The sequence below is a fragment of the Mesorhizobium sp. A623 genome, assembly GCF_054489405.1.
In genome coordinates this window covers 124,144-137,736 of the sequence record NZ_JBTMXB010000004.1, presented here as the reverse complement: position 1 = coordinate 137,736, position 13,593 = coordinate 124,144, and the positions used below count along the sequence as shown (strand labels likewise).

Genomic DNA, 13,593 nt, shown 5'->3' with positions numbered 1-13,593 from the left:
CCTTAGCGAACCCGTCAGACCAGCCGGCTCTGCTCCACGGCGGCGGCGATGAAGCTGGCGAACAGCGGATGGGGTTCGAGCGGGCGGCTCTTCAGCTCGGGGTGGTATTGCACACCGATGAACCACGGATGGTCCGGATATTCCACCGTCTCCGGCAGCACGCCGTCCGGCGACATGCCGGCAAACACCAGCCCGCACTCCTCAAGCTTTTGCTTGTAGTCGATATTGACCTCGTAGCGGTGGCGATGGCGTTCGAAAATATCGGTGCTGCCGTAAATCTGGGCGATCTTGGAATTTTCAGCCAGCCGCGCCTCGTAGGCGCCGAGACGCATGGTGCCGCCGAGGTCGCCCGCCTCGCGGCGCTTTTCCAGCATATTGCCCTTCAGCCATTCGGTCATCAGGCCGACGATCGGTTCCTTGGTCGGGCCGAATTCGCTGGAAGAGGCCTTGTCGATACCGGCAAGCGAGCGCGCCGCCTCGATGCAGGCCATCTGCATGCCGAAGCAGATGCCGAAATACGGCACTTTGCGCTCACGCGCGAACTTCGCCGCCAAAATCTTGCCTTCCGAGCCGCGCTCGCCAAAACCGCCGGGCACCAGAATGCCGTGCACCTTTTCCAGATAGGGTGCCGGATCTTCCTTCTCGAACACCTCGCTCTCGATCCAGTCGAGCTTGACTTTGACGCGGTTGGCGATGCCGCCATGCGCCAGCGCCTCGATCAGCGATTTGTAGGCATCCTTCAAGCCGGTGTACTTGCCGACGATGGCGATGGACACCTCGCCCTCCGGGTTGTGGATACGGTGCGTTACGCCCTGCCACGGCTCCATGCGCGGCTTGGGTGCCGGCTCGATACCGAACGCCGCCAGCACCTCGGAATCGAGGCCTTCCTTGTGATAGGCCATCGGCACGTCGTAGATGTGGCCGACATCCAGCGCCTGGATGACCGCCGATTCGCGCACATTGCAAAACAGCGAAAGTTTCCGCCTCTCTTCCTTGGGGATGGCACGGTCGGAGCGAACGAGCAGGATGTCGGGCGCGATGCCGATGCCGCGCAGTTCCTTCACCGAATGCTGGGTCGGCTTGGTCTTCAGTTCGCCTGCCGCATGGATATAAGGCATCAGGGTCAGGTGCACATAGACGGCATTGTTGCGCGGCAGGTCGTTGCCAAGCTGCCGGATCGCCTCAAGAAAGGGCATCGCCTCGATGTCGCCGGCGGTGCCGCCGATTTCGCACAGCACGAAGTCGAAATCGTCATTGCCGTCGAGGACGAAATTCTTGATCTCGTCGGTGACGTGCGGAATGACCTGCACCGTCGCGCCGAGATAGTCGCCGCGCCGCTCCCGCTCGATGATGTTCTTGTAGATGCGCCCGGTGGTGATGTTGTCCTGGCGGTTGGCGGAGCGGCCCGTAAAGCGCTCGTAATGGCCAAGGTCGAGATCGGTCTCAGCGCCGTCGTCGGTGACGAAAACCTCGCCATGCTGGTACGGCGACATCGTGCCCGGATCGACGTTGAGATAGGGATCGAGCTTCTTGAGACGGCAGCGATAGCCGCGCGCCTGCAAAAGCGCCCCAAGAGCCGCTGAAGCTATACCTTTGCCAAGCGAAGAAACCACGCCGCCGGTGATGAAAACATATCGCGCCATGGGAACCATCGCTTAGCGCGGCCGAATTGATTCCGCCAGTGAAAAAACCGCCGCGATGGGTTTTTCCCGGAATTGACGCCTCTAGGCGCCCAGCAAAACGAAAGGGCCGGCTTGCGCCGACCCTTTTTTGAATTTTATCGGAAGGTCAGAGGATGACGACCTTGGTGCCCATTTTCACGCGCCGGTAGAGGTCCATGACATGATCGTTCATCATGCGGAAGCAGCCATTGGAGGCACTGGTTCCGATCGTCTGCGGGGCAATAGTGCCGTGAATGCGCAGATGCGTGTCCTTCTTGCCGTCGTAGAGATAGATGGCGCGCGAGCCGAGCGGGTTCGCGCCGCCGCCGGGCATGCCATCCTTGTACTGGCCGTAATGCTTCGGCTCGCGCTGCTGCATCTCTTTGGTGGGGATCCAGCGCGGCCATTCCTGCTTGTCACCGACAGCGACCGTGCCCTTGAACTGCAGGCCTTCCTTGCCCACCGCGATGGCATAGCGGCGCGCCGTCGAAGACGATTCGACCAGATACAGGCGGCGCGCGCCGGTATCGATGACGATGGTGCCAGCCTCATAGCCACGATACTCGACTTCCTGCGGCACGAATTCCGGCTTCACCTTGAAAGGCCGCTTCGCCTCCTTTTCGGCCAGCACGCGGTCAAGCGCGCGCGTTTCGGGCAGAAGCGAGATCGAGGAAGAAGACGTCCCGCCAAACAGTCCCGCGAAGAGCCCGCCGCCATTGCTTTGCGGCTTCTGCTTCTGGCCGGGCTTCGGCTCGCTACGCAGCTCGCCATTGTTGCCGGTCACGGCAATGTTCATCACTTCGGCGGAAAGCGGCTTCTCATCGGCCTGCGCCGGCTCCAGAGGCGCCGTCAGGTTGATGAGCTTCGAAGCCTTCCTGTCGGAGGCTTTCTCCGCAGTCTTGTCGACCGCCGCCACTTCCTTTTTGCCCGTCTTGGCCAGAAACGCCTGCCGCGCGGCGTCTGCCCTGGCCTTGGCGGCCTCGCGCAGCGCCAGCTTGCGCGCCTGCAGCGCCTTGGCCTTGGCCTGTGCCCGGTCGGCCTTGATCTTCGCTTCCAGTTCCTTGATCTGCGCCAGATCGGCGGCGGTTGGATTTTTCTTCTTCTTGAGGATCTTCAGCTGCGCCGAGTCGCTCCTGGCCGCTACCTGGATCACATCCGTTTTTGCAACCGCCTGCGGTGCGGCAATGCTTGCCGGCGCTCCGGCAAAGGCGGCGGAACTCATCGAAAATGCCGCACAAAACCCAACAAGAATGAAGCTGCGAAGCTGCATGGCGAATATCCGATCGTACAAAGCTTGTTGCCCACGGCTGCGCCCGACGTCCCCCAAGGGCGTCGACTGTGCCGCAAATTACCTAAATCAAATAAGCGCGAAGCGCTCAAGCAGGGGATGAGCCGGCAGCGGGTCGAATCTTCGTGATCGCGCGGCATTTGCCGCGACTGTGTTCAAACAACAACAGGTCGCGGCAGGATCGAGTTGGCAGAAAGAGCCTGATTCTAGTTTGGAACCTGCGGCGCTGCGGGCTCCGTCGTGCCGTTTGATGCCGGAGCGGGCGTTGCCGGAGCGGACGTGGCAGGCGCCGGCTGCGTCGCGGGTGCAGCGGCCTCGTTATCCGAAGGAGGCGTCGGCGCAGTATCCGCGGGCTTCGCCGGCGTCGTGGTTCCGGGCAGCTGGTCGAGCACGCCGTTGCCGTTCTGCTGGGTTATTGGTGCCGGAACGCGATCCAGTATGTCGGTCGCCTTTTCGCCGTAGCGGGCGAGAAGGGTCAGCGAAAGCGACGTCACGAAAAAGATGGTACCCAGGATCGCCGTCGCCCGTGTCAGCGTATTGGCCGCACCACGCGCCGTCATGAAGCCGGAACCGCCGCCGATGTCGAGGCCGCCGCCTTCAGACTTCTGAAGCAGCACCACGCCCACAAGCGCGATCACGACTATGAGGTGGATGACGATCAGTATGGTTTCCATGAACGATCCTGGCAATGCCTAGTGCGGCCACTGGCGCGACCGTTGATTTGGCGGGTCATTACATTGCTTTGATGGCATTTCCAAGCCCGCCGCCCGAATATGGGAGGCGCGGGGGCGTTTGCAACGTCGTTATCTGCCTCAAACGCGCCTGTAGGCTTCGGCAATGCCGAGAAAATCGGCGGCCTTCAGGCTGGCGCCGCCAACGAGCGCGCCATCGACATTGTGGACACCGAGCAATTCGGATGCGTTGGACGGTTTTACCGAGCCGCCATAAAGAATGCGCATCTTGCCGGCGCCCGATCCAAGCTTTTCCGCCAGCTTCGCCCGAATGTGGGCATGCGCCTCGGCCACGTCGGCAACGGTCGGGGTCAGGCCCGTCCCGATCGCCCAGACGGGCTCATAGGCGATGATGGTGTTGGCCGGCGTAGCGGTCGTCGGCACCGACCCGGCCACCTGGCGCGCCAGCACGTCGAGGGCTTGTCCCTGCTGGCGCTGCTCGTTCGTCTCGCCGATACAGATGATGGCGACCAGCCCGGCGCGCCATGCGGCGGCGGCCTTGGCGCAGACGGTCGCGTCATCCTCGCCGAACATGGCGCGGCGCTCCGAATGGCCGACGATGACATGGCTTGCGCCTGCGTCCTTCAGCATCTCGGCCGAAATGCATCCGGTGAAAGCTCCGTGCTCTTCCGTATGGCAATCTTCGCCGCCGGCCTTTACCGGGCTGCGCGACAGGATCTCGGCGGCGTGCGCCAGCAGGGTTGCCGGAACACACACGAGTGCTTCCACCTCGGCGTCAAGCCCGCCAAGGAAGCCGTTGCCGATCATTCTCAGCTCGTTCACCGATGCGCTGGTGCCATTCATCTTCCAGTTGCCGGCGACGAGCGGGCGGATTCCAGGGGTCATGGGACTTCGTTCTCCAGACTGCTTGCTTCCCCCTTGCCTATCAAAATCAGGTCACAAAGCAATCGACAGCTAGGCCTAAGGACGCTATTGCCCTTGTTTCAGACGTGGCGCACGCCAAAATGCGCCTCCGCAACAATCGGAAGTGACGATGCTTGGTACGCTAAGAGACGCTGCAGGTTCATGGGTCGCGAAGGGCCTGCTCTCGATATTGGTGCTCAGCTTTGCCGTATGGGGCATATCCGGCCGCATGGCCGGGGGGCTTGCCGGCCACGAATCGGTGATTACGGTCGGCGGCACGTCGGTTTCGGTCAACGAGTACCGGCTGGCCTATGACGGCCAGGTCAACGCCATGTCTCAGCAGTTCGGCCAGCGCATCAGCCGCGAACAGGCGACCGCGCTCGGCATCGACAGCCAGGTGCTGGGGCAGCTCGTCTCCGGCGCGCTGCTCGATGAAGAGGCGCGCAAGATCGGCCTCGGCCTTTCCAAGGACCGCCTGGCGGAATTGACGCGCGAAGACCCCGCCTTCAAGGGTCCGGGCGGACAGTTCGACCGCCGCACCTTCGACTACATGCTCAACCAGGCCGGCATGCGCCCGGAAGACTATCTGGTAAACCGCGCCAAGGTGGCGGTGCGCCAGCAGATCGTCCAGGCTGTGTCGGATGGGATGAAAGCGCCGGACACCTTCCTTCACGCCGTAGCGCTTTATCGCGGCGAGGACCGGACCGTGGACTATATCACGCTGCCGAAATCGCTGGTCGAACCGCTGGCCGCCCCCTCCGATAGCGCGCTCTCGTCCTATTTCGACGAAAACAAGAAGACCTATGCCGCGCCCGAATACCGGAAATTCTCCTATGTGAAGCTCGAGCCGGAAGACATCATGGATTTGAGCGGCGTGACCGACGCGCAGGTCCACGAAGATTACGAGAAGAACAAGGCGCGCTACACGACCCCGGAAATGCGTACGGTCGAGCAACTGGTGTTCAAGTCCACCGACGCCGCCAGTGCCGCGCTTGATTCGCTCAAGGCCGGGGGCACCTTCGACAAGCTCATCACGGCCGAGGGCAAGACGCCGGCCGACACGCTGCTCGGCACCTTGTCCAAGGACAAGATCGCCGACACGGCGGTGGCGGATGCGGCCTTTTCGCTGAACGTCAACGAGGTCAGCGCGGTCGTGCAGGGAAGTTTTGGACCGGTCCTGCTTCGCGTAACCGAGATCAAGCCCGAAATCGTCAAGTCGCAAGCCGACGTCTCCGACGAAATCCGCAAGGATCTGGCGCTGGCCGAGGCCAACCGAATCCTGCTCGACGCCCATGATTCCTATGAGGATTCCCGTGCCGCCGGCGACTCGATGGCGGAAGCCGCGTCGAAGCTGAAGCTGAAAGTCGCCACCGTCGATGCGATAGACCGCACCGGGCAGACGCCCGACGCAACCGTCGTCAAGGGATTGCCGGCATCGGCTGACCTGATCAAGGCGGTGTTCGATGCGGAAGTGGGCGCGGAAAACCAGGCACTGGCCACGGATGCGCAGGGCTATGTGTTCTATGAGGTGAACGAGATTACGCCGGCGCGCGACCGCACGCTGGACGAAGTTCGCGAGAAAGTCGTCGCCAACTGGACGCAGGCCGAAACGACCAGGTTGCTTGTCGAAAAGGCTCAGGACGTGGAAAAGCGCATGAAGACCGGCGAGACGCTGGACGCGATCGCCAGTGAGTTGAAGCTCGAAAAACAGACCAAGCGCGGCGTCAAGCGCGACACCGACGACGCCGATTTCGGCAAGGCGGGCGCGGCCGCCACTTTCGGCGTTGGCGAAGGCGGCATCGGCCTTATTCCAGCGCCGACCGGGGACGGCCAGATCGTGTTCAAGGTCGAGCAGGTAATCGAGCCGGCCGCCGCCGACGCCAGTTCCGTACCGGAGGATATGCAAAAGTCCTTCGCTTCCGGCATGTCGGACGATCTGCTGGACCAATTGGTCGCCCAGTTGCAGACGCAGTATCCCGTCCAGATCGACCAGACCGCAATCAGCCAAGCACTGGCAAGATGAACACGCTGAAAGCCCATATCGCCAAGGTTGGCGGCGGTAGCGCCCTCTCCTTCGAGGAAGCGCGCGAAGCCTTTGACATCATCATGTCGGGCGATGCCACGCCCGGCCAGATCGGCGGCTTCCTGATGGCGCTGCGCGTTCGCGGCGAAACGGTGGAAGAGATTTCCGGCGCGGTCGCCACCATGCGCGAAAAGATGTTGCGCGTGGAAGCGCCCGCCGATGCGATCGACATCGTCGGCACCGGTGGCGACGGTTCGCACAGCTTCAATATTTCGACCGGAGCCGCCTTCGTCATCGCCGGCAGCGGCGCGCCGGTCGCCAAGCACGGCAATCGCGGCAGTTCCTCCCTGACCGGCACAGCGGACGTGCTGACTTCGCTCGGCGTCAAGATCGACCTGCCGCCGGAAGCCATCAGCCGCTGCATAAAGCAGGCCGGCATCGGCTTCATGTTCGCGCCGGCGCATCACCCGGCCATGAAGCATGTCGGGCCGACCCGCGTCGAGCTTGGCACGCGCACCATCTTCAATCTTCTGGGGCCGCTCTCCAACCCGGCCGGCGTCAGCCGCCAGCTGGTCGGCGTGTTTTCTCCCGAATGGGTCATTCCCGTTGCCGAGACGCTGAAGACGCTGGGCGCGGAGCATGTCTGGGTCGTCCATGGCGACGGCTATGACGAGATCACCACGACCGGCGAAACGCAGGTGGCGGAACTCGTCGGCGGAGAAATCCGCAATTTCACGCTGACCCCGGAAGCCGTCGGCCTGAAACGCTGGAACAAGCAGGATCTGCGCGGGGGTGATTCCACTACTAACGCGCAGGCGCTGCGGGCCATGCTCGGCGGAGCGCCAGGCGCGTTCCGCGACACCGTGCTAATGAACGCGGGTGCCGGCCTTGTCATTGCCGGAAGGGCAACGACGCTTGCCGACGGCATGCAGACCGCCGCCCAGACGATCGACAGCGGCCGCGCGCTTGCCATGCTCGACGCGCTTGTGAAAGTATCGAACGAATAGAGCCATGGCCGATATCCTGCGCAAGATCGAAGCCTACAAGCGCGACGAGATCGCCGCCGCCAAGGCCCGCACGCCGCTGGCCGAGATTAAGGCGCGCGCCGCCGATGCTGACGCGCCGCGCGGCTTTCTGGCGGCACTGGAAGCCAAGCGGAGCGCCAAAAAATTCGGCCTGATTGCCGAGATCAAGAAGGCAAGCCCCTCAAAAGGTCTGATCCGGGCCGATTTCGACCCGCCGGTGCTGGCGAAAGCCTACGAGACGGGCGGCGCTGCCTGCCTTTCCGTGCTGACTGATGGGCCGTCCTTCCAGGGTGCGCCGGAATTTCTGACCGGTGCGCGGGCGGCAGTCGCCCTGCCCGCTTTGCGCAAGGACTTCCTGTTCGATCCCTATCAAGTTTATGAGGCGCGCGCCTGGGGCGCGGATGCCATCCTCATCATCATGGCCAGCGTCGATGACGCCATGGCGCGAGAACTGGAAGACACCGCCTTCGCGCTGGGCATGGACGCGCTGATCGAGGTGCATGACGAGGCCGAACTGGAACGCGCGCTAAAGCTCGAATCGCGGCTGATCGGCATCAACAACCGCAATCTGCGCACGTTCGAAACCAGCCTGGACGTGTCCGAGCGGCTGGCCTCGATGGTCCCAGTGGGCCGGCTTCTGGTCAGCGAGAGCGGTATTTTTTCGCACGAAGACTGCAAGCGGCTGGAAAAGAGCCATATCGGCACGTTCCTGATTGGCGAAAGCCTGATGCGGCAGGAAGATGTGGCGCAGGCGACACGGCTGCTGCTGACCGGGGCGGCCACCGCCGCGGAACATGTCTAGCCGCCTCACCCATCTCGGTGCGCAGGGCGAGGCGCATATGGTCGATGTCGGCGACAAGGCCGAGACTACCCGCACGGCGATTGCCGAGGGGTTCGTGACCATGCTGCCCGAAACGCTGGCGATGATCCTCGCCGGCAACGCCAAGAAGGGCGACGTGCTCGGCACCGCGCGCATTGCCGGCATCATGGCCGCCAAGAAGACGCACGAACTAATCCCGCTCTGCCATCCGCTGCTTTTGACCAAAGTGTCGGTCGACATCGAACCGGATCATGCTTTGCCCGGCCTTAAAATTACCGCGCTGGCCCGCGTCACCGCCAAGACCGGCGTCGAGATGGAGGCGCTGACCGCCGCTTCCGTCGCCTGCCTGACCATCTACGACATGGCCAAGGCGGTCGACCGCGCCATGGTGATTTCCGGCATCCGGCTGGTGGAAAAGATTGGCGGCAAATCCGGTCACTATCAAGCGGAAGCGTGAAATGGCGCTGATCCCGGTTTCCGAAGCGCTTGAACGCCTGTTGGCCGGCGCAGAGCCGCTGGCCGGCGAAAGTGTCCCCCTGCTCGAGGCGATGGACCGCGTGCTGGCCGAGCCGATCGTGGCGCTGCGCACCCAGCCGCCCTTCGACGCATCCGCCATGGACGGCTATGCGGTGCGTTTCGCCGATATCGCCACCCTGCCCGCACGGCTGTCGGTGATCGGCACGGCGCCGGCCGGTCGCAGCTTTGCCGGCAGCGTTAACGCGGGCCAGGCCGTGCGCATCTTCACTGGCGCGCCGCTACCCGAAGGCGCAGACACCATCGTCATCCAGGAAAACGTCCACGATCTGGGCAACGCGACCGTCGAGGTGCTGGAGCCGACGGACAAGGGCCGCAACATCCGCCGCGCCGGCCTCGATTTCGTTACCGGTGACGTTCTTCTGGAGGCCGGCCGCCTGCTCGATCCGGCGGCCCTTTCGCTCGCGGCCTCCGCCAATCATCCAAGCGTGAGCGTGGTGCGGAGGCCGCTGGTCGCCATCATCGCCACCGGCGACGAATTGCGCGCACCGGGCAGCGTGCTCGGCCCCGGCCAGATCATCTCGTCCAACGCCTACGGGGTCGCTGCAACCGCACATTCGGTCGGCGCGCGCGCGCTCGATCTCGGCATTGCGGCGGACCGCAGGGAGGCCATCGCCGCGCTGGTGCGGCAGGCCGTGGCAGCCGGTGCCGATGTCATCGTCACGCTGGGGGGGGCTTCCGTCGGCGACCACGATCTCGTCCACGACGTGCTTGCCGAGGAGGGCATGGTGCTGGACTTCTGGAAGGTGGCGATGCGCCCCGGCAAGCCGCTGATGTCGGGTCGGCTGGACAATGTCCGCTGCATCGGCCTGCCCGGCAACCCAGTCGCCAGCCTGGTGTGCTCTCAGCTTTTCCTCAAGCCGCTGCTTGCGCGCCTTGGCGGCCGCGCCTACCGCCCCGACCTGCGCGAGGCGCTTCTCGGCGCACCCATGCCGGCCAACGATCTGCGCCAGGACTATGTTCGCGCGGCGGTGCGCGACGATACAGGCGCGCTGGTGGCGACGCCGTTCGGTGTTCAGGATTCGTCGATGCTGCGAAGAATGACTGAAGCGGGCGGCCTGATCGTGCGCGAACCCTTTGCGCCTGCCGCGCAGGCCGGCGACGCCTGCCGCGTGCTGATGTTACGCTGAACAAATCGTCAACACATTCATTAAACTTTAAATGGTTGCGGAACACAACTGGAACAGATACTGTTTGTTCTGGTTTTGTTTTTCCGATTCCATATCGGACCGCCGGGGGCCGCCATGCTGACGCGCAAGCAACACGAACTGCTTCTCTTCATCAACGAAAGGCTGAAGGAGAGCGGCGTTCCGCCCTCCTTCGACGAGATGAAGGATGCGCTCGATCTTGCCTCGAAGTCGGGGATTCATCGCCTGATTACCGCACTGGAGGAACGCGGCTTCATCCGGCGGCTTCCCAACCGCGCACGTGCTCTCGAAGTCTTGCGCATGCCGGAATCGCTGACGCCCAGTTTCAACGGGGCGCGCAAATTTTCGCCCAGCGTCATTCAGGGCGGCCAGGGTCAGAATGGTTCGGGCCAGGGCAATTCGGGCGGGCAAGGCAAGAACTCTCGGCTGCAGAGCGCGGGCAATGACGACGATGTCGCCGCCAATGTCTCGATCCCGGTCATGGGACGCATCGCCGCCGGCGTGCCGATCGACGCCATCCAGCACAAGACGCATTCGATCTCGGTTCCGCCGGACATGATCATGGGCGGTGAGCACTACGCGCTGGAGGTGAAGGGCGATTCGATGATCGAGGCCGGCATCTTCGACGGCGATACGGTCATCATCCGCAATGCCAACACCGCCAATCCCGGCGAAATTATCGTCGCCCTCGTCGATGAGGAAGAAGCCACGTTGAAGCGGTTTCGCCGCAAGGGCGCGTCCATCGCGCTTGAAGCCGCCAATCCCGCCTACGAAACGCGCATCTTCGGACCTGACAGGGTCAAGGTGCAGGGCAAACTGGTCGGGTTGATCCGACGTTACTGAGTCGACGGCCTTCCTGAACTGGCATGGCAAATGCTACTCGGCCGTCGTGTTCAAAACGCTGACTTAATCCAGCAAGATCGCTCGACAGCCGCCGCGTTGGGCTCAATCGTCGCCCGCTGTGGTGACACCGGTCGTTTTGGTTCTTGTCCGAACCACCTTTTTATAAGGCGGCAAGCCGCGGGCCTCGCGTGAAAACTTCCGCTGCGTGTGCCAGGGCCGATAGTGTTCTTCGACGGCGAAACGGATTTCCGCCGGTACTGCTGCCGATTGCCGGTTGAAGAATATCTCGACGCTGCCGGAGCGAGCCAGTTGGCGCTTGGTGATCACCGTGACCAGCGGATCGCGGCATGGGTCGGAGGCGGTCGCGTCGTCGATGATGATCACGCTCGCGAAGGCGCAGGCGGGTCTGGCCGCCTTGGCGTCCTGCGCATGGGCAACCAGCGCGCCGGCCTCGTGACGGGCGACACACAGGCCTTGCGCGCACAGGAACGGCGTTCCCGGCGGTAGTTCCATGCTGTCGGCAAGGTCGAACTCGAGGGTTTTGGCCCCTGAGGTTTTAACCTTGACCATCTCCGGCTTAATGACGGTTTCGGCATTGAGCGCGCGGCGCCAATTGTCGATGGTGAACGCGTTGGGTCGAGGTCGGTTGACCGCCAGTTCGCTTCCGCCGATCGACACGGCGACAAGCCGAGCGTCCTCCGACACCAGCACGTCCGGCGTCTTCACCATGGGCACCGCCAGCAGACCGGCAATCGCCAGGGGTAGTGCGGCAAGCCGTAGCCAGGTGGTCGCCATCGTGGCAAAGACCAGCGCGCCGGTGATGAACAGCACCGACTGGACGGAAACGAGGCCGACCGCGTCGATGGGCGAGCGCGCCGCGATCCAGTCGGATATGACGATCATCGCGGCCAGCCCCCTGCCCATGACATAGAGGAAGGGGCCATCCGCGCCGAACGGCATGGCCAGCGCGGCAAGCACGGCAAACGGCATGACGATGACCGAGACGATGGGCATCACCGCCAGATTGGCAAACAGGCTGAGCGGCGCGACGCGCTGGAAATGCCACATGGCATAAAGCGTCGTAGCGCCTCCGGCGATGATGGACGTCATCGCGAGACCGCCCATTCCCGCCAGGAATTTGCGTGACAGAAGCCTGCGACAGAGCGGCGCGCGGGCACCTTGCCGCCTGCCCGCCCCGACCGGTAATCGGACCAGCCGGCATAGGCGCCGACCAGGGCCGCGGTTGCCGCAAACGACATCTGGAAGCTCGGGCCGACGACCTCGTGCGGCGACACCACGATCACCGCAATGGCGGAAATGGCCAGATTGCGCATGGTCAGCGCCGCGCGGTCGAACAGCACGGCCAGCAGCATGACCGCCAGCATGATGAAACTGCGCTCGGCGGCCACCACGACGCCCGAAATGGCAAGATAGGCGGCGATGGAAAAGAGCGCGGCGGCGGCGGCATATTTTTTCACCGGCCGGCGCGAGGAGAAATCGGGAAACAGCGCGAACCCGCCGCGCAGCAGCAGCATGATCGTGCCGGCAACCAGCGCCATGTGCAGGCCAGAAATCGAGATGATGTGGTAAATGCCAGTCTTGCGCATGGCTTCGTTGATGGCGTCCGGGATGCCGGCGCGCACGCCAACGATCAGCGCGGCGGCGATCTCGCCTTCGGGACCGCCGACGCTTTGCCGAATACGGCCGGCAATGGCTTCGCGCGCGTTTTCGATCGCGGACGCCACCCTTGCCGATACCGGCATCGACGCCGAGGCAACCCGCTTCGGATTGCTCAGGAAGAAGCCGCTCGCGCCGATACCGTCGAAATAACTCTGGAAGGAATAGTCGTAGCTGTCGGGCCGCACCGGGCCGGTCGGCGGCAAAAGCCGGACATAACCGTTCAGCACAGAACCTGCGGTAACGCCTTGCGGAATCGTACGCGCGGACAGCCGTACCCGCTCCGGCGCATAACGCAGCGTCGGCCTCGCCGTCGAGAGTACGTCGAGGGTCAGCCTGACACGGCCGGTTTCCATCTGATCGACCGACACGACCCGCCCGGTCAGGCTAGTCGATATTTCCGATCCCATGGTCTGGGTGCCGGCACGCCACGTCTCGATCTTGGCTGCGAGGAAGCCAAGGCTGCATAGCAGGGCGGCGGTCAGGCAGAGATACGGTAACGGACGCGCGCGCGACAGGAACGCCACGCCGGCCAGCGCGCAGACCAGCGCTACCGGTTGCAGAAAGCCGGGCTCGGCATCGAGCGAAAAATAGAGCGCCACGCCGATGGCGAGAAACACCGGCACCAGTAGAAACACGACGCCGCGATCAAGCTCGGTAATGGAAGCAGCCGCTATCCGGCCTGGCAAGGTGGCGACGGCAAAGCGGCGACGCCCTATTTTGCCGCGATCGATGGTCGCCGGAATGGTCGGGACAAAACTTCCGGCCGTGCCGTGCGGCAAAGCGAGATTTTGCGGTTCGACAACCGACTGGCGTTCCTTCGGCGGCGCAAGGCCCAGCAGCAGCCGTTCGCCGGCGTTTTCACTTGCGCCGGCGCTGTGCGTGCTGCCCCGGCCCAGTCCAGCCATCGGGTCTGCCCCTTGCGCCCTCGACCTCCTATGCTACATGAACGCGCGAGGCGCGAAACCCCGCGCGCAAA

At 63.6% G+C, this 13,593-nt stretch carries 12 protein-coding genes; 6 read left to right on the top strand and 6 right to left on the bottom strand.

Annotation, left to right across the window (positions count from 1 at the left end; translation table 11 throughout):
• Positions 1–14: 14 nt before the first annotated feature.
• From ACX3P1_RS06280 to tpiA, 4 genes are all read right to left on the bottom strand, one after another.
• Entirely contained in the window at positions 15–1,652 is a 1,638-nt protein-coding gene (locus ACX3P1_RS06280; protein ID WP_459078697.1) for a CTP synthase, read from the bottom strand.
• Positions 1,653–1,788: 136 nt separating this feature from the next.
• A complete protein-coding gene (locus tag ACX3P1_RS06275; protein ID WP_459078696.1) occupies positions 1,789–2,931 on the bottom strand; it encodes a L,D-transpeptidase in 1,143 nt (380 codons plus the stop codon).
• Between the two features lie 224 nt (positions 2,932–3,155).
• The gene (gene secG, locus ACX3P1_RS06270) at positions 3,156–3,623 is read right to left on the bottom strand and encodes a preprotein translocase subunit SecG (protein ID WP_459078695.1); all 468 of its coding nucleotides are present in this window, start codon (positions 3,621–3,623) and stop codon (positions 3,156–3,158) included.
• 138 nt (positions 3,624–3,761) lie between these two features.
• The gene (gene tpiA, locus ACX3P1_RS06265) at positions 3,762–4,526 is read right to left on the bottom strand and encodes a triose-phosphate isomerase (RefSeq protein WP_459078694.1); all 765 of its coding nucleotides are present in this window, start codon (positions 4,524–4,526) and stop codon (positions 3,762–3,764) included.
• Between the two features lie 148 nt (positions 4,527–4,674).
• Here tpiA and ACX3P1_RS06260 point away from each other — a divergent pair, with 148 nt between their 5' ends.
• From ACX3P1_RS06260 to lexA, 6 genes are all read left to right on the top strand, one after another.
• Positions 4,675–6,567, top strand: a complete 1,893-nt coding sequence (locus ACX3P1_RS06260) for a SurA N-terminal domain-containing protein (RefSeq protein WP_459078693.1) — start codon at positions 4,675–4,677, stop codon at positions 6,565–6,567.
• Complete coding sequence (gene trpD, locus ACX3P1_RS06255; protein WP_459078692.1) at positions 6,564–7,574, top strand: anthranilate phosphoribosyltransferase; 1,011 nt, start codon at positions 6,564–6,566, stop codon at positions 7,572–7,574. Before ACX3P1_RS06260 ends, trpD begins: the two co-directional genes overlap by 4 nt.
• Positions 7,575–7,578: 4 nt before the next feature.
• Positions 7,579–8,394, top strand: coding sequence for an indole-3-glycerol phosphate synthase TrpC (trpC, locus tag ACX3P1_RS06250; protein ID WP_459078691.1), 816 nt, complete (start codon positions 7,579–7,581; stop codon positions 8,392–8,394).
• Positions 8,387–8,869 (top strand): cyclic pyranopterin monophosphate synthase MoaC, encoded by a 483-nt coding sequence (moaC, locus tag ACX3P1_RS06245; protein WP_459078690.1) that lies wholly within the window; start codon positions 8,387–8,389, stop codon positions 8,867–8,869. The genes trpC and moaC overlap by 8 nt, the downstream gene beginning before the upstream one ends.
• 1 nt (position 8,870) lies before the next feature.
• A complete protein-coding gene (locus ACX3P1_RS06240) occupies positions 8,871–10,076 on the top strand; it encodes a molybdopterin molybdotransferase MoeA (protein WP_459078689.1) in 1,206 nt (401 codons plus the stop codon).
• Between the two features lie 114 nt (positions 10,077–10,190).
• Complete coding sequence (gene lexA / locus ACX3P1_RS06235; protein WP_459078688.1) at positions 10,191–10,937, top strand: transcriptional repressor LexA; 747 nt, start codon at positions 10,191–10,193, stop codon at positions 10,935–10,937.
• Between the two features lie 102 nt (positions 10,938–11,039).
• On the opposite strand, the gene ACX3P1_RS06230 is transcribed toward lexA, so the two are convergent.
• Positions 11,040–12,047, bottom strand: coding sequence for a ComEC/Rec2 family competence protein (locus ACX3P1_RS06230; RefSeq protein ID WP_459078687.1), 1,008 nt, complete (start codon positions 12,045–12,047; stop codon positions 11,040–11,042).
• The gene (locus ACX3P1_RS06225; protein WP_459078686.1) at positions 12,044–13,522 is read right to left on the bottom strand and encodes a ComEC/Rec2 family competence protein; all 1,479 of its coding nucleotides are present in this window, start codon (positions 13,520–13,522) and stop codon (positions 12,044–12,046) included. Before ACX3P1_RS06225 ends, ACX3P1_RS06230 begins: the two co-directional genes overlap by 4 nt.
• Positions 13,523–13,593: the final 71 nt, after the last annotated feature.

Coding starts and splice junctions, on each gene's coding strand:
- ACX3P1_RS06225 (WP_459078686.1), bottom strand. CDS start 13,522: ATGGCTGGACTGGGCCGGGGCAGCACGCACAGCGCCGGCGCAAGTGAA.
- secG (WP_459078695.1), bottom strand. CDS start 3,623: ATGGAAACCATACTGATCGTCATCCACCTCATAGTCGTGATCGCGCTT.
- ACX3P1_RS06240 (WP_459078689.1), top strand. CDS start 8,871: ATGGCGCTGATCCCGGTTTCCGAAGCGCTTGAACGCCTGTTGGCCGGC.
- moaC (WP_459078690.1), top strand. CDS start 8,387: ATGTCTAGCCGCCTCACCCATCTCGGTGCGCAGGGCGAGGCGCATATG.
- ACX3P1_RS06280 (WP_459078697.1), bottom strand. CDS start 1,652: ATGGTTCCCATGGCGCGATATGTTTTCATCACCGGCGGCGTGGTTTCT.
- trpC (WP_459078691.1), top strand. CDS start 7,579: ATGGCCGATATCCTGCGCAAGATCGAAGCCTACAAGCGCGACGAGATC.
- trpD (WP_459078692.1), top strand. CDS start 6,564: ATGAACACGCTGAAAGCCCATATCGCCAAGGTTGGCGGCGGTAGCGCC.
- ACX3P1_RS06275 (WP_459078696.1), bottom strand. CDS start 2,931: ATGCAGCTTCGCAGCTTCATTCTTGTTGGGTTTTGTGCGGCATTTTCG.
- ACX3P1_RS06260 (WP_459078693.1), top strand. CDS start 4,675: ATGCTTGGTACGCTAAGAGACGCTGCAGGTTCATGGGTCGCGAAGGGC.
- ACX3P1_RS06230 (WP_459078687.1), bottom strand. CDS start 12,047: ATGACGTCCATCATCGCCGGAGGCGCTACGACGCTTTATGCCATGTGG.
- lexA (WP_459078688.1), top strand. CDS start 10,191: ATGCTGACGCGCAAGCAACACGAACTGCTTCTCTTCATCAACGAAAGG.
- tpiA (WP_459078694.1), bottom strand. CDS start 4,526: ATGACCCCTGGAATCCGCCCGCTCGTCGCCGGCAACTGGAAGATGAAT.